The organism is Chryseobacterium cucumeris (assembly GCF_016775705.1).
GTDB lineage: Bacteria > Bacteroidota > Bacteroidia > Flavobacteriales > Weeksellaceae > Chryseobacterium > Chryseobacterium cupriresistens.
In genome coordinates this window covers 700,985-718,348 of sequence record NZ_CP068760.1, presented here as the reverse complement: position 1 = coordinate 718,348, position 17,364 = coordinate 700,985, and the positions used below count along the sequence as shown (strand labels likewise).

At 34.9% G+C, this 17,364-nt stretch carries 12 protein-coding genes and 1 riboswitch; of the genes, 9 read left to right on the top strand and 3 right to left on the bottom strand.

Annotated elements, in window-relative coordinates:
- Positions 1-93: 93 nt before the first annotated feature.
- Positions 94-762, bottom strand: coding sequence for a hypothetical protein (locus JNG87_RS03195; RefSeq protein WP_202841647.1), 669 nt, complete (start codon positions 760-762; stop codon positions 94-96).
- A gap of 817 nt (positions 763-1,579) precedes the next feature.
- Between JNG87_RS03195 and JNG87_RS03190 the strand changes: the two genes are divergently transcribed.
- From JNG87_RS03190 to pckA, 9 genes are all read left to right on the top strand, one after another.
- Positions 1,580-4,453, top strand: a complete 2,874-nt coding sequence (locus JNG87_RS03190) for a SusC/RagA family TonB-linked outer membrane protein (RefSeq protein ID WP_202841645.1) — start codon at positions 1,580-1,582, stop codon at positions 4,451-4,453.
- Between the two features lie 11 nt (positions 4,454-4,464).
- Complete coding sequence (locus tag JNG87_RS03185) at positions 4,465-5,949, top strand: RagB/SusD family nutrient uptake outer membrane protein (protein WP_202841643.1); 1,485 nt, start codon at positions 4,465-4,467, stop codon at positions 5,947-5,949.
- Between the two features lie 22 nt (positions 5,950-5,971).
- Positions 5,972-6,775, top strand: a complete 804-nt coding sequence (locus tag JNG87_RS03180) for a DUF4843 domain-containing protein (RefSeq protein WP_202841642.1) — start codon at positions 5,972-5,974, stop codon at positions 6,773-6,775.
- Positions 6,776-6,869: 94 nt separating this feature from the next.
- On the top strand, positions 6,870-8,807 hold the full coding sequence (locus JNG87_RS03175; RefSeq protein WP_202841641.1) for a putative porin: 1,938 nt from the start codon (positions 6,870-6,872) through the stop codon (positions 8,805-8,807).
- A 12-nt stretch (positions 8,808-8,819) separates the two neighbouring features.
- The gene (bshC, locus tag JNG87_RS03170) at positions 8,820-10,406 is read left to right on the top strand and encodes a bacillithiol biosynthesis cysteine-adding enzyme BshC (RefSeq protein ID WP_202841640.1); all 1,587 of its coding nucleotides are present in this window, start codon (positions 8,820-8,822) and stop codon (positions 10,404-10,406) included.
- 38 nt (positions 10,407-10,444) lie between these two features.
- Positions 10,445-12,415 (top strand): LysM peptidoglycan-binding domain-containing protein, encoded by a 1,971-nt coding sequence (locus JNG87_RS03165; RefSeq protein WP_238349657.1) that lies wholly within the window; start codon positions 10,445-10,447, stop codon positions 12,413-12,415.
- Between the two features lie 70 nt (positions 12,416-12,485).
- Positions 12,486-13,361 carry an ACP S-malonyltransferase gene (gene fabD / locus JNG87_RS03160; RefSeq protein ID WP_137904380.1) on the top strand — a complete coding sequence of 292 codons (876 nt, stop codon included), beginning with the start codon at positions 12,486-12,488 and terminating at the stop codon, positions 13,359-13,361.
- 10 nt (positions 13,362-13,371) lie between these two features.
- On the top strand, positions 13,372-14,277 hold the full coding sequence (locus tag JNG87_RS03155) for a GYDIA family GHMP kinase (protein WP_202841639.1): 906 nt from the start codon (positions 13,372-13,374) through the stop codon (positions 14,275-14,277).
- Between the two features lie 127 nt (positions 14,278-14,404).
- Complete coding sequence (pckA, locus tag JNG87_RS03150) at positions 14,405-16,021, top strand: phosphoenolpyruvate carboxykinase (ATP) (protein ID WP_202841638.1); 1,617 nt, start codon at positions 14,405-14,407, stop codon at positions 16,019-16,021.
- Between the two features lie 50 nt (positions 16,022-16,071).
- On the opposite strand, the gene JNG87_RS03145 is transcribed toward pckA, so the two are convergent.
- Positions 16,072-16,509, bottom strand: a complete 438-nt coding sequence (locus JNG87_RS03145; RefSeq protein ID WP_202841637.1) for a hypothetical protein — start codon at positions 16,507-16,509, stop codon at positions 16,072-16,074.
- Positions 16,510-16,573: 64 nt separating this feature from the next.
- On the bottom strand, positions 16,574-16,981 hold the full coding sequence (locus tag JNG87_RS03140) for a type II 3-dehydroquinate dehydratase (protein WP_202841634.1): 408 nt from the start codon (positions 16,979-16,981) through the stop codon (positions 16,574-16,576).
- A gap of 244 nt (positions 16,982-17,225) precedes the next feature.
- A riboswitch (SAM riboswitch) is annotated at positions 17,226-17,324 on the top strand.
- Positions 17,325-17,364: the final 40 nt, after the last annotated feature.

Below are 17,364 nucleotides of genomic sequence, written 5' to 3'. Positions count from 1 at the left end.
TAAAATGTAATAGAGTACTCAATATATAAAAATCCGAGTACAATTTAAATGTACTCGGATTTTTATAAAATTTAAAAGTAATTAAATATATAATTATTGATTGATAAAATTCACCAGTTTAGCTATATCACTATCGTTGAATTTTAAATTATTAGATTTAATGTACATATTATACTCTTTTTCTTTTTCTGGAAATAGATTCGTTATTTTTTTTAACGACGATACTTTACTTATATTTCCAGAAGTTGTTTTTATATAGTAAACAGGATCTTGTTTTACAAACATGGCAGGTTTACCAGTTTGATAGGTATTAGGAGCGGGAGCGGCATCCTTAAAAATAACTTTTTCCTTTTTGTATACTGAATTTCTACCCTTTACTATTTCGATAAGATAGCCTTTGGGCTCTGAACTGTTTTTTAAGTATACAAAGACTTGTTTAGATGGAAGTACTTCAATTCTGGAAAAATCATCTTGTTTAGGTAAAACCTCTGTTTTCCCATTGTTTAAAAACTCTATGTCATCAGTGTAAGCATTATATCTTACCTCGATATTACCATATTTTTCTCCAACAGACGCTTTTTGAAAAAGCGGTGACTGATAAGGAGACCCTTGTATATCTTCATATTTTACGGGGGCTCCTGTTCCTGAAACTACATTTTCAAAGACGGATTGACTCCCAGTTACATTATTAATATTTAAAGACTGTTGAGCGTCTACAAATACAAATGGTAAGAATAAAGCTCCCAGTAATATTTTTTTCATTTTTAAGTTATTGCTCATTATTTACTATAATTAACAGGTTATTATTGGTAAAGTTAATAAAAAAACATGAATGCTGTAATCTTTTGTTCTGATTTGTTAATTTAATTACTTTGTATATGTTAATAAGCTGTTTTTATATAAACAGCGTTGAGAGAAGGCAAATCGATGATTGTCGAGGTAGAGCAAAGAATACAACTACGATCTATTTGACTTACAAAACGGATAACTTGTCAATGGTCTGTGTTAACTTGAATATTTTATAGCTTTTTGCCTCTGTCTTTTTTAGATTAGTTTTTTTACCAACGATTTGCTGAGAAGCACTCATTAGCCGAATAACTCTTTTCTCTGAAAATTATAGGAAGTATACTTAAAATAAATGGAGATAGATTCTTAACATGAAGAAGTTATAAAGTACTTTAAAAATATGTTAAAAATGTTATAATTACTACCATGCTGATGTATTCAAAATTACAATGACAGTTCGGATATAAACTTATAAAATAGAATTCAGGATTTATATCATAAAAGTGTGAAAACCACTTTTTTAGAATGTGTAATTATTTTTTTTTGTTAAAGTAATTTATAATTAATCTAAATAATTTTTTTTTAATTATTAATTGTTTGTTAAAGTGTGTATAAAGTGTAAAAAAAATATTTTTTGTCTAATAAAAAATATCTTTAATTATGAAATCATATTTGATTTCTGTAAAGTTTAAATCAAATACCTAAAAAAAACGTAGTTTAATCATAGGTTTGATTTGTAGATGTTAATATTTATTAACATATTTGCCCATTAAATATATTAAAATTTGTTAATATGAATGTTAAATTACGTGTACTGACAGCCGGTGTGTTATTTTTCACAGGGCAGATGGTATTTGCTCAAAAAGACACGACAGGTTCTAAAAAAGACAAAGAACAGAAGATTGAAGAGATTGTTGTGTTAGGTTATAGCAAAACATCTACGAAAGCTAAATCTAGTGCTTCTTCGGTAACCATTGGGTCTGAAACATTAGAGAACAGACCAAATATTTCTGTTCTTAACTCTATACAGGGTACAGCTCCAGGTATAGTAGCGAACTCAGCATCTGGATCTCCGGGATCTGGTAAGTTTAATATTATTATCAGAGGACTTAGTTCTTTAAATGGTTCTACGGATCCGTTATATGTTATTGATGGTATCATTACATCCGGGTCACAGTTTAGAAACTTAAACCCTAATGATATTGATACATTTAGTATTCTAAAAGATGCACAGGCTACTGCAATTTATGGAAATAGAGCTGCTAACGGGGTTGTTGTAATCACTACTAAAGGTGGTAAGTTTAACTCAAAGCTTAGAATTTCCTATGATGCATTAACTTCTTTTTCTGTTTTGCCAAAAACGGATTATAACATGTCTTCCGGAAGAGAATTATTACAGGTTCAGAAGAATGCGGGAGGTGGAAAAGGAGCTACAATGTCTCAAAATGATATAAATAATTTCACTACGAATACAGACTGGAGAGATCTGTTTTCAAGAGTTGGGATGAGCCAACAGCATACGTTGTCAATTAGTGCAGGTGGAGAAAATATAAGCAACTTTGTTTCTTTAGGTTATGTAGATAGTGAAGGTAACATTCGTGGAACTGATTTCAAAAGATTTACGCTTAGAAATAATCTTAATGGGAAAAGTAGCGATGGAAAGTTAACCTTCGGTGCAATCATAGGTCTGGGATTTTCAAAAAGGAATCAGTTAGATGATGAAACTAATGCTAATATTAATGCAAACACTGTACAGAATCCTTTATTTGGAACAGTGCTTTCCGCTCCATATTTAGCAGCGCCAACATTTAGCAATGGTTTAGGGTTATTCAATCAGATTGGACAGGCTAGTGGTAACGGAAACGGAGCATATATTCTTTATGATAACATCATGGGGGGTATTAGAAACCAGTTTACGGAAACCAGCTTAACAGCTAACGTAAGTGGTAATTACAAACTTACATCAGATTTAAGTATTGGAAACAGAACGGGTGTTGATTATAAAAATTATCAAAGACAATTTGCAAGAGCTGCAAACGGTTACTTATCTTTAGTAGTAGCTGCAGGACAAGGGGCAAAATATGGTGGATTTGAGCAATTTAATACTGTAAACGATTTAACTTTCAATACTACTACAAATATTACGTATAACCATTCATTTGGTGATCATACTATTACTGCTGCTGCTTATCTAGATTATATTAAAGTAAACTGGCAAAGTTATACTCAACAGCAGAACGGTCTTGATCCTTTAGTTTGGGAATTCGGTGCAGGAACCGGATATGTTCCTTTTAACCCTGCTACACCAAATATCTACCGTCCTTCTGCAAGTGCATTGAAGGTTACTGCAGGAACGCTGGCTTATTTTGGAACTGTAGATTATGACTACCAAGGAAAATATGGTGTGTCTGGGGTGATAAGAAGAGATGGATCATACAGATTCCCTAAAGATAACAGATGGGAAACTTTCTGGTCAGTAGCAGGAAGATGGAATATTGATAAAGAAAACTTTATGGAAGGATCTGGGTTCAATTTATTGAAACTAAGAGCTTCACTCGGAACAACAGGTAACCAAAACTTATTTACAGTTACTAATAATACCAATGTATTAACAGTAGGTCCTTCTTCATATTTAGATTATAATGGACCGAACCCTACTACAGCTCCGGCTTACCAAAGCTTACCTGGATATTATTTGGCAAACCTTGGAAACCAGAATCTAAAATGGGAAGAAGTAAAGCAACTCGATTTAGGAGTAGATTTCAACTATAAAGGGTTGGTAGAAGGTACTTTTGACTATTATCAAAAAAGAACATCAAGATTATTTAACTCTATTCCGGTAACTTATGTTACAGGTCAAGGTTCATTAAGAGGAAATAATGGCGTTATGGATAACAAAGGGGTTGAAGGATCACTAAGAGTTCACATACTAAGAAAAGCGAATACAAAACTATCTGTATTTGGGAATGTGGGGTATAACTCTAACAAGATTATCAGCATGGAAGCTCCTGATCTTACTGGTGATTTTGTTGATGGTATTGGAGGACCAGCAGATCAATGGCAGCTTTATCCTTATGTAGGAGTTAATCCAGCTAACGGAGAGCAGTTATTTTTAGACATAAATGGAAATGTAACTCAAACGCCAACTGCAGGTGATAGAAGACTTACAGGAAAAAGCCCTATGCCTAAGTATACAGGTGGGTTTGGATTTAATTTCCAACATGACGGATTCTTTGTAGATGCTTTATTTTCTTATCAGAAAGGAGGATATATTTATGATAACCTATATTCTTGGGTAATGAATCCTTCTTATGCTGCATCTGGACTTAACGTTTCAGCTGATCTATTGAATGCTTGGACTCCAAATAATACGAATGCTACAGTACCAAGTTTATCAGCTGTGAATTCTACATTAGAAGGTTCTTCTGATAGATTCCTTTTCAAGTCTGATTTTGTTAGATTGAAGAATGTAAGCGTTGGATATACTTTCGACAAAAAAGCATTAGGTAATTTGCCAATCAATTCTATTAAGGTTTTTGCACAAGCTGAAAACATTTATACTTTCACAGGATGGAAAGGTTTTGATGTGGAGCCAATTACAACGTATTCACTTAACGTATATCCAAATCCCAAAACATATTCTGTAGGGGTTAATGTAGATTTTTAAAAAAGAAAAAAATGAATAAAATATATAAAAAAGCATTAGTGATAGCAGTATGTCTATCGTCAGTTGGTTTTACTTTAAACAGTTGTAAGGATGCTATTGATATAGAGCAGCCTGGGTTATTGGATGATGCCACTTTATTTACAAGTGTATCAAACCTTAATGATTATTTAGTTGGATCTGTGTATGCCAACATGGATACTAATAATGATATTTATTTCTCTGCAGTATTTACTGACGAGGTAAAGCCTGGAGCAGGTAGTGGTGGTCAGGAATATGAGATTCACCGTTATTTTATAGACCCTACGACAGGCTTAACAACAGGAATTTGGGCACAACATTATTTGGTAATTAACCGTGTGAACAGATTGCTTGCTGGTGCAGCACAAGTTACTCCGGCTGCTGGCGAAGTAGCCCAATATAATTCAATACTTGCTCAGGCGAGAGCGATAAGAGCTTTCTGCTACCTTCAATTAGAAACTTTCTTCGCTCCAGATATGAAGGATCCAAACGGTTTAGGTGTTTTGCTCCTGAAAGATGTACCAACAGTTGATGTAAAACTTCCAAGAAGTAAAAATCAAGACGTTTATGATTTTATTAATGCGGATTTAGATTATGCAAGAAGTATTTTAGCTTATAATGCACCTACAGGTAGGTATTACGTAGATAAGGGATTTGTAAATGCAGTTTCTGCAAGATTTAATCTTTACAGAGGTAACACAACCTTGGCTAAGCAATATGCACAAGATGTGATATCTAATGCTGGATTATCATTAACTGCTGCTTCAGCTTATCCAACAATGTGGAATGATACAGCAAGAGGAGAAATTATTTTCGCATTAAACAGATTAGCTACAGGAAACGGAAGTTCAATTGGAACAAGATGGAATACCAACAGTTCTAGTATTACAGGAAATCCAATGTGGGCTTTAGGTAGAAACCTATTTAATATCATTAATACAACTCCAGGTGATGTTAGAAGATCAGTGTATGTTGATCCTTCATCTATAATTGATCCTAATTATTTAACAAGTACTTCTCCTAGAGATACTGATCAACTGGTAGTAGATAAATACCCTGGTAAAACAAGTGCTGCTACAAGAAATGATTTAAAAGTATTTAGATTATCAGAAATGTATTTCATCTTAGCGGAATGTGAAACAGCGGCTAATAATTTTACTGGTGCTGCAACATTAATTCAGCAAGTAAGAGCGAAAAGATATAACAGTGGAACAGCTCCTCTTCCGGTATATGCATCATCTACAGCTGCTTATGCTGATATTTTGAAAGAGAGAAGAGTAGATCTTGCGTTAGAAGGGCATAGATATATAGATTTAAAAAGATTGGCTACTGCAGCAGGTGTTACTATGGATAGAAACCAAACAGATGATGTTGTTACGGTTACCAACCTTCCGAACAATAGTCATAAGTATACATTGCCTATCCCGGTTCAGGAAATTAATTTAAATCCTCAAGTGCAACAAAACCCTGGTTATTAATAATTAAAAGCGAATTTTAGCTATGAAAATTTTAAAATATTTAAGTATTCCCCTTTTTGCATTAATGATCTCTGCTTGTTCAGAGAGAGACGATGCAGTATATGACGGTGATAATTTTGTGAGTTTTGGTGCTGAAAGCTCTGAGGCAACAGTAGTAAAAGGAACAACATCTAGAGAGGTTGCAGTAGTATATACCACTTTAAGTGAAGCAAAGCAAAATACAGAAGTAAAAATTGCTGTTGATGCTGCTAATTCTACAGCAGTAGAAGGTGTTGATTTTAAGATTCTAAATAAAACGGATAATCTTCCTGCTGGACAAAAGGTTGGAAGCTTTAAAGTACAATTATTAGAAAGTGGTGCTCTGGAAACTCAAAAAACGATTACTTTTAAGATTTCTTCGTCAGTGCCTAATGCTACGTTCAATCAAACTCATACATTGAAATATTCATTAGAATGTCCATTTAATATGTCAGGTTTCACTGGAACGTATAAGGTTGTAACAGATACTTGGGAAGATTATTCACCAGGAGATCTAATTACTATTCAGCCAGGTCCTGCCGCTAATCAATTTAAGATATTGTCAACCAACAATCCTTATATTAGCAACCCGACTACATCTTACATGCTTGTTACTGTTCAGAATAATGGTAATATCACAGTAGCTTCCAATCAACCTTTTAGTTATGGAGGAACTACAGGTGATATGAATATAAGTGGTACAGGGACAGTTAACTTTTGTACTAGTGGTATAAATATTTCTGCTCTTACTTTCTCAGGTAATGCTGGGACTGCTAGTGGTCAAAAATTTGTCCTAGTGAAAAACTAAAATTTTTTCTAATAAAAATATCTAAAACCCCACATCTTTTTGTGGGGTTTTTTATGTCCTTTTATTTCTTATTTTTGCTGTACAATAATGAATAATGAAGTACATCCTTTTCATACTCTTCTCTTTAGGTTTTATAGCCAAGGCTCAGGTCCTGAATAAAGCAGAGACAAAGCCTCAGCCCAAAAAAGAAGATACCCTTGTGATAGATTCCGGGAAAAAAGATTCCCTGAAAATTTTTAAGCCTACCATTAATGATTACCAGTATCAGACCCAGTTTTCTGAAAAGAAAGTTTTTGATACCGTAATGACTTTTGATAAAACCTATATTTTTTCACAGCAAAATAATAAAGATAATTTTGGGAGAGTGCAGCCTGCCAACATTGGTGCAGGATTTAATCCTCTTGTATTTGAAGTAAATCCGGAAGAAAATCTTTCATTACTTCCTTCCAATAAATCTTACATGATCATTGGAGCCAATGATGTGAAATACTACGACGTAAAAACACCTACCGCATCATTTATTTATCATAATGCCATGCGAAACGGTGCTGCTCTGAAATCAACCTATACTCAGAACATCGGAAAAAGATTCAACTTTGCTCTTGAATATATGGGACTTCGTTCTCAGGGACTTTACAGAAACTCATTGTCAGCAAATAACAATACACTATTCTCAGGTCATTATGTTTCGAAAAGCGGAAATTATGAGCTTTTTGCCCATTATCTTCATCAGAATGTAAATAATCAGGAGAGTGGAGGTATTACCGAAGATAATCTGTTTCAAAGTGGTGACAGTAATTATAGCAACAGACAAAATGCGCAGGTAAATCTGGCCTCTTCAAGCTCACAGTTTTCTTACAGAAGATACTATCTGAGTCATCAGTTTACGCCATTCAATTCCGGGAAATTCCCTTTCAGTATAAGACATATTATTTCTCATCAGGGGAACAAATATTATTATAATCAAACTGCCTTGGAGCCTTATTGGTATAATGACCCTGCTGAACTGGTAGACGGTTTCCCGCTGACAACAAAAAAATATTCCGAAAACTTCAGCAATACGGTAAGCCTGATTTTTAATAATGAAAAATTCAAGCTGGATGCAGGGGTACGTTATCAGATGATCAAATTAGGAATAAGAGATGTTGTTGCACTGAATGGTGTTCCTTTCCCTGGCGAACTGAAAGAAAACAGAATTGGAGCTGTAGGAAATCTGCAGGTAAAACTTTGGGACAAAATTCAATTGAATTCATTCCTGGAATTTTCAAACGGAAGCCAGTTTAAAAGTTATCTGAAAACAACCAATAATCTGAAGTTTGAGCCTGTCAAAGATTATTTCGTTAATGCAAAAGTAAACTTCCAGAGTGCCTATCCTTCTTTCAATTATTTATTAAATACTTCCGTTTATAACAATTTCAATTATTATCTTGAAGATGCGAAGAACCAGTCTGTAATGGAAGTAGGAGGAAGTATCAATCTGAAATGGTTCAAAACAGAGCTTTTCGCCAATTACTTCAGAATTGATAACTATACTTATTTTGATAGTAACGGAAGTCCGAAGCAAAGTAATAATTCGGTGAATATTTCTCAGATCGGAGGAGATGCCACATTCAGCTTCAACAAATTTCACCTGAATACAAGAGTGCATTTCCAGAATACTTTAACCAATAAAGAACTGCTTCCTTTACCTGGTTTTATCGGTAGGGCCAACTTCTTTTATCAGACACAGGCCTTTAAAAAAGCAGCAGAAATTCAGGCAGGGGTTAAAGTATATTATTTCTCTAAATTCGCTTCAAGAGAATATTTCCCGGTTCTTAATGAATACATTCTGCCAAGAGCAGATTCATTTTCAATTGGAGGACAGCCTATCGCCGATGTTTATATTAATATGAAGGTGAAGAAAATGTTCTTTTTCATAGAAGGACAGCAGATAGGAACGGTGATCTCCAACAACAAAGCATATGCATTTCCACATTACCCGGTGTATGATTTCAGATTGAATATCGGAATTGTGTGGTATTTGTTCAACTAAAAACTGTACAAGTTGAAAACAATTAATAAAATATCATTTAACGATATAGAAAGTATTCCTCAGCTGGTAAAAGATTTTTTACATCAGAAAATTGAGGGTTTTGAAAATAACACATTTTCCTTAGAGCATTTCAGACAGCAGATTCATCTGAAGAAAGATTCTTTCACATCAGAGAAAAGAAATATTTTGGCTGATGTATTTGAAAGTCAGCTTGCAAGTCTTACTCTTTCTTCAAAGCAGAAAGAAAATCTTGAAAGTATTAAACAGCCAAACACGTTCACTATTACAACGGGGCATCAGCTGAACCTGTTTTCCGGACCTGTTTTCTTTGTATATAAAATTCTTCAGACAATAAAGACATGCACCTATCTGAAAGAAAATTTTCCGGATTTTAATTTTGTTCCGGTATATTGGATGGCTTCGGAGGATCATGATTTTGCAGAGATCAACCATTTTAAAACTGAAAATAACTATTACGAAACTAACGGAAAATCCGGCGGCCCGGTAGGACGAATTGAAATCAGTGATACCTATTTTATTTCTGAATTTGAAAAAGAATTTAAAGATTCTGTTTTCGGGACAGAGCTGATTTTAATGATGAAGGAAGCTTATAAAGCAGGAAACACCTTAACGGAAGCCATTAAGATTCTTGTCAACCGTCTTTTTTCAGAATTCGGACTTTTGATTCTGGATGGAGATTCTAAGGAACTTAAAAAACAGATGAAGGAGATTTTTGAAGATGAACTTCTTCATTTCAGCTTACAGAAAACTTCTGAAGATAAAGTCAAGTTTCTGACAGAGAAATATGGAAAGGTTCAGGTAAACCCTCGTGAAATTAACCTTTTCTATCTTTCTGACACCAGAGACAGAATTGAATTTAATGGTCAGAAGTATATCATTGTGGATAAGACCATCCAGTTTACAGAAGAAGAGATTCTGGCTGAACTGGAAAATCATCCTGAAAAATTCAGTCCGAATGCATTAATGCGTCCGGTTTATCAGGAAAACGTACTTCCTAATCTGGCTTATATTGGTGGAAATGCAGAAATCATGTACTGGCTGGAACTGAAGGATTATTTCTCAAAAATCAATATTCCTTTTCCTATCCTGATTCCAAGAAATTCTATGCTTTTTCTGAAAGAAAAAACCTTAGGGAAAATAAAAAAGCTTGATCTTAAAATAGAAGATTTTTTCCAAAATTTCACGGTACTTACGAATCGGAAGATTTTAAAAGATAATCCTGTTCTACAATTGCTGGAAGAAAAAGAAGAAGTATTGATCAGCAATTTTTCTGCGTTGAAAGCTTCTGCGGAAACCACAGAGAAATCTTTCGGTAATATGGTAAAGGCAGAAGAAGTACGACAGCTGAAATCATTTAAAAGAATGAAAAAACGACTGCTTCATGCTGAAAAAATAAAACAGAATGAATTGCTGGAAAGACTTGAAAATCTGTTTTTAGATGTTCATCCCGCAAAAACATGGCAGGAGAGGGTATATAACTTTAGTGTATTCTTTTCAGATTATGGCTATTCGTGGCTTGAAAATTGTTTGGAAGAAATGGTGGTTCAAGATTCAAAATTAATAATTGTTGCCATTTAATTTTAAAGAAGTATTTTTGTAAATTATAATTATCGAATATGATAAAGAGGTTTTTTATTCTATCCAGTTTATGTATGGTTTTGGGAGTTTCAGCCCAGAAATCACATACGGTTGTGCAAGGTGACAATCCTTACAACATTGCCAAAAAGTATGGAATGACTATAGATGAATTGCTGAAGCTAAACCCAAAACATAAAGATGGCAAACTGGCGATCGGAGATGTTTTAACGATAAAATCAGAAAAAGCAGCCACTCCGGCTGTAACAAAAACAGCTCCTGCAGGAAAAGTAACTTCAAATACAGGTGCTTCTTCTCTGGGTAAAATTGTTTTACTGCCAAAGCAAACCATCTATGGTATTACAAAACAATACAGAATTTCCGAAACTGATTTAAGAAAACTGAATCCTGAACTGGATTCTCACATGAAAATCGGAGACGAAATCACATTACCTCTTGCCAGTATAAAAAAATATGGTGGCGAGCAACAGGCTGTAACAGCAGAAAAACATGCTGAAACTCCTGTAGAAAAAGTAACAGCAACTGCTGCTACATCTACATCTGCTACCACTGCTGCTGCAGAAGGAGAATCTTATGTGATTCAGGCGAAAGATAATTATTACAGAATTACAAAACAGTTTGGCATCAGCCAGCAGGATCTTTATGCTTTAAATCCGGGATTGGAAGAAAAAGGACTGAAACCTGGTGATACCATAACAATAAAAAGATCCAATAACAATAATACTGATACTGTTGCTGAAACTTCAAATCCAAAAGCAAAAATGGATTCAGGCAACGAAAAATCAACCGCTGCCTCCACTGTTGCTGCAGGTGATGATTATGTTACCTACACAGTTCAGCAGGGAGATACAGTGTTCTCTATTGTTAATAAATTCGGTGTTTCTATTGATGAGCTTATTGCTCTTAACCCGGATCTTTCACATGGTCTGAAAACCGGAATGGTTTTAAAAATCAAAAAGCAGGATGCTGCATACATAAAGAAGAATGGTGATGCTTTAAGCGTTATCCTGATGCTTCCTTTCGGGTACAGCACCAATGAAACCCAGTACAGAGGAATGGCACTTGACTTTTTGACAGGAGCTAAACTTGCTATTGAAAGAAATGCAAGAGGAGGACAAAAATTAGATATTAAAATCGTGGATTCAGGGAATGAAGCTTCGTTCAAAAACTCTTTGACGCAGATCAACCCTGATAATACAGATCTTATTATCGGACCTTTCTTCAAATCCAATGTAATAGATGTTCTTGATTTTACCAAAAATCAGAAAATCCCGATTGTAGCACCATTTGCCAACTCTCCGGAACTCTATAACTACAGTAACCTTATTATTGTAGAAACCAACAATCAGACCTATGCTGATAAGATTGTAGAAGAAGTAAAAGCAGTGTATTCAGATCAGAAAATATATATAGTGGCAGATGCTAAAAAAGAAGATGCCAACTATATTAAAGCCGGACTTGAAAAAGCGGTGAAAAATCCTAATATCATTATTGTTAATTCGTCGGCAGATATTCAACCGGATCAGAATATGATGACAGGACAGTCTGCACCGGTTATTGCTATTTTAGCAAATGATGATAATACTGCAGGAGATGCTTTTGCCAACAGAATAATTGCAATGTCTAAAGAAGTTCAGGGAATAAAAGCCTTCAGTATGTTCTATTCTCCTGTTTTCGAGAAGAAAGTGGATGAGCTGAGCCAGGCAAGTCTTGTATATCTGATGGATAGAAAGATCAATACAGACGGAAGCTTTGAGAAAGAAATTCTGGCTGCTTATAAAAGCAAATACTGCAAAACTCCACCAAAATATGCTATTGTAGGTTTTGATGTGGTAAATGACATGTTAACCAGAGAGAATAAAAAAGGAGAGATCTTTAAACAAATGAATAAAGTTCAGACTCAGCTTGCGACCAAATTTGAGTTTGTAAAATCTAAAGCTAACGGTGCTTATGTAAATACAGGTTACAGAGTAATCAGGTTAGTACCATAAATGATTTATAGCACTTAAAACGAATATTGTTAACATTATAGTTATATTTGCATAATATTTAATTCAATACATGAAAGCACTTGTATTTCCAGGGCAGGGTTCTCAGTTCGTAGGAATGGGAAAAGAATTGTATGATTCTAGAAAAGATATTAAAGATCTGATGGAATCTGCCAATGAAATTTTAGGTTTCGACATTCTTTCCATTATGTTTAACGGTACGGATGCGGATCTTAAGAAAACAGAGGTTACCCAGCCTTCAATATTTATACATTCAGTAGCAGCATTAAAAGCCGTAAATGGTCTTGGTGCTGAAATGGTAGCAGGACACTCTTTGGGAGAGTTCTCAGCTTTGGTTGCCAACGGAGTTTTATCCTTTGATGACGGTTTGAAATTAGTTTCTGAAAGAGCGAAAGCGATGCAGGAAGCTTGTGACGCCAATCCAAGTTCTATGGCTGCAATCTTAGGATTGGATGATGCCAAGGTTGAAGAAATCTGTGCACAAATTAGCGGGGTTGTTGTTCCTGCCAACTATAACTGTCCGGGACAATTGGTTATTTCAGGGGAAACTCCTGCAGTAGAAGAAGCGTGTATAAAGCTGAAAGAAGCAGGCGCTAAAAGAGCATTGCTGTTACCGGTAAACGGAGCTTTCCACTCACCATTGATGCAGCCTGCACAGGAGAGACTGGCAGCAGCTATCGAAAAGACAAAATTCAGAAAAGCAACTATTCCTGTATACCAGAATATCACGACAACAGCGGTAACCAATCCTGATGAGATCAAACAAAACCTGATCGCTCAGCTTACCGGTCCAGTAAAATGGACACAGTCTGTTCAGAATATGATTAAAGATGGCGCCTCTAACTTTGTGGAAGTAGGACCAGGAAAAACCCTTCAGGGATTGATCAAAAAAATTGACGGATCGGTAGAAGCTACTTCTGCAATCTAAATAAAAAAATATGAGCGCGATCTTTTCACCGGGCAAGCTTATGCTTACTTCAGAATATTTCGCAATCGATGGAGCTCTTGTCTTAGCGGTACCTACCAGGCTGGGACAAGAGTTTTTCTTTGAAGAAAAAGAAGATGGAAAATCTCTTATTCTTTGGGAAGCCTATCATCAGAATACATTATGGTTAAAAGCTGTCATTGATTATAAAAACTGGCAGATCTTAGAAACCAATATTCCGTCAAGCGCTGAGTTTATTACCAAAACATTACAAAATGTTCAGCTGCTTTCTGACAGTAAATTCAAAACAGACCTTACTTATTATTTAAAAACAAATCTTCAGTTTCCTGCGGATTATGGGCTTGGGAGCAGTTCCACCCTGATGAATAACCTGGCGGAATGGGCTGAAATAGATCCTTTTCATCTTAACACCATCAGTTTGGGAGGCAGTGGATATGACATTGCAGTTGCAAAAGAAAAGTCCGCAGTGCTTTTCCAAAGTAAACCTGAGATAAAATATGAGAAAGTAGATTTTAATCCGTCCTTTAAAAATGAACTGATTTTTATTCATTTAAATCAGAAGCAGGATAGCAGAGAAGGAATCAATTTTTACAAATCAAAAAAGAAGTCTCCGGAACTGGTTGGTGAATTTTCGGATATCACAAAGAAAATTATGTTATGCGATGAATTGGAAAATTTTTCTGAACTAATGGTGATTCATGAGCGAAAAATTGCCGATTTTCTTGAAATACTCACAGTTAAAGAAAAATTTTTCTCAGATTGCCCTTCATTTGTCAAAAGTTTAGGCGCATGGGGTGGAGATTTTGTGATGAGTGCCAAATTTGGGGACTATAAGAACTATTTTTGGGAGAAAGGTTTTACAACTGTTTTTGAATGGGAAAATATAATTGGTTTATAATCAATACATTACAATCCTGTTTTTTTATTTGCCATTCTGACTTATATCAGTATATTTAAACCACCTTTAACAAATAATTAATATTATTTTTGTTGAAAGCAATAAAGAAATAGAAAATATAAGTAAAATGAAAAACACTAAAATCATCCAGGATTTAGAGAAATTAGGGATTAAAGGAAACTATGAAGTAGTGTATAATCCTTCTTATGAAGAATTATATCAGGCTGAAGTTTCTCCTGAAAATCAGGGGTTTGAGAAAGCTGAGCTTACAGAATCAGGCGCAGTATCAGTAAAAACAGGAATTTTCACAGGTCGTTCACCTAAAGACAGATATATTGTTCAGGATGATATTACAAGAGATACAATTTTCTGGGATGGTAAAGTAAACTTACCTACAACAGCAGAAATTTTCGGGTCTTGTAAAGAACTAGTGCTGAACCAGCTTGCCGGATCTAAAAAGATTTATGTAGTAGATACATTCTGCGGAACGAATGCGGATACGAGACTTAAAGTAAGATTTATCGTTGAAGTAGCATGGCAGGCACATTTTGTTACTAATATGTTCATTCGTCCTTCTCACTATGAGCTTGAAAACTTTGGCGAGCCGGATTTCACAGTAATCAACGGATCAAAAACTACCAACCCGAACTGGGAAGCTCAGGGATTAAATTCTGAGAACTTCATCATGTTCAACCTTACTGAAAAACTACAGATCATCGGAGGTACATGGTATGGAGGTGAGATGAAGAAAGGGATGTTCGCTATGATGAACTACTATCTTCCATTAAAAGGGATGGCTTCAATGCACTGTTCTGCAAACGTAGGAGAAAAAGGTGATGTAGCTTTATTCTTTGGTCTTTCAGGAACTGGTAAAACAACTTTATCAGCAGATCCTAAAAGATACCTTATCGGTGACGATGAGCACGGATGGGATAATAACGGAGTATTCAACTATGAAGGCGGATGCTACGCTAAAGTTATCGACTTATCTGCAGAAAAAGAACCGGATATCTTTGCTGCCATCAAGAGAGATGCACTTCTTGAAAACGTTGTTGTTAACAATGGAGTAGCGGATTATACAGACGGATCTATCACTGAGAACACAAGAGTTTCTTATCCGATTTATCATATCAACAAAATTGTATTGCCTTCCAAAGCAGGTCATGCCAAAAAGATCGTTTATCTTTCAGCAGATGCATTCGGAGTACTTCCTCCGGTTTCTATCCTGAATGAAGATCAGGCTCAATACCACTTCCTTTGCGGTTATACATCAAAATTAGCAGGAACTGAAAGGGGAATTACTGAACCTCAGCCATCTTTCTCTCCTGCATTTGGTGAAGCGTTCCTTACATTGCACCCAACAATGTATTCTAAAACATTAATCGGTAAAATGAAGGAGCACGGAGCTAAAGCTTATCTGGTGAACACAGGTTGGAATGGTACCGGAAAGAGAATTTCTCTGAAAGATACCAGAGCAATCATTGATGCCATCATTGACGGTTCTATTGACAATGCTCCTAAAACTCAGGTTCCGATCATGAACCTTGAAATTCCTACTGAATTGCCAAACGTTTCTACAGGTATTCTAGATCCTAGAGATACTTATGAGAACGCTTCAGAATGGGAAGAAAAAGCAAAAGATCTTGCTTCAAGATATATCAAGAACTTTGAGCAGTACTGTGATACTGAAGAAGGTAAAAAATTAGTAGCTTCAGGACCTCAATTGCAGGAACAGACTATCTAATAGTTATCTATTAACATATAAAAAGCCTCATCACTGATGAGGCTTTCTTATTAGTATTTTTTACAACTTTCAATCAATTCATTCTGTTCATCCAGTTTCAGGACTGTTGATTTGATTGATTCTTCAGTCAGATATTTTATAATCATAAAATGCTTTGAAGAAAAGTAAGACTTTCCGTCCAATATTTTATCTAAATACTTTGGAGTAGTGAAGGTCATCCAATATTTTGTTTTGTCAGAAAATTCAATGGTGACTTCTATAGCAGATTCAGTATCCTCTACTATTTCATCATCAATATGAATGGAAATAATTTCCGGTTCTTTCTCCAAGCAGAAATAAAACTTAGAATACCATCTGAGCTTACCTTCATCATTCCAGATTCTTATATTTTCAGCATTTATTTCTTCAACGATATAAGATTTTCTTTTTGTTAATTGCCCGGAATATATGCCAATACTTTTACAGTAAATCTTATCCTTTATCTTCATAAATTATTTTTCATAATCATCTTTGAAAATCTGTGAAATCCGTTGTTAAATAAAAAAGTATAAGTTATTTTAAACTTAATAAGGCCAACCGATACCCATCCATTCCAAAGCCTGATAAGACTGCATCCGTATTAGCTGCTGTTACAGATTTCTGTCTGAATTCCTCTCTTTTATAGATATTGCTGATATGAACTTCTACTTTAGGTTTTCTGATATTTTTTAAACAGTCTGCAATCGCATATGAATAGTGAGTATAAGCCCCGGGATTGATCACTACTGCATCGAAGTCATCCTCCTGAAGCCTGTTAATAAGCTCGCCTTCAATATTAGACTGGTAATATTTTATATCATGAGCCTGAAACTCGGATTTCAAATTTTCCAAATAACTTTCCATAGAAACATTTCCATAGATTTCCGGTTCTCTTGTGCCTAAAAGATTGAGATTAGGCCCGTTGATGATTAAAACTCTCATACCATAAAATTAAAAACTTTTTTTAATTAATGGCCAAAAATTTCAATGTGATGTAGATTTGTTTCAATTGAGTTTTTAACAATGATATTTGTCATATTTAAATAAATGATAAAGCTTGCAACTCCTTATTGTTATGGCTTTTATTAAAATTTTATGTTAATTATTAAAAATTTATCATGAAAAAATAATAAGTCTACTTGTTTTGTAGACTAAAAGTTTTTAGCTTTGCAACCATATTTCGATCGGCTTATAAAGAAAGATGGAGGGAACTGACCCTGTGAAGTCTTAACAACCTACCCTTAGGGCAAGGTGTTACGTTCAGCCTTTTAAGGAAAAATAAGCATTTGGTTTATCGTATTTATCGATGCCCTTTGCTGACTTTT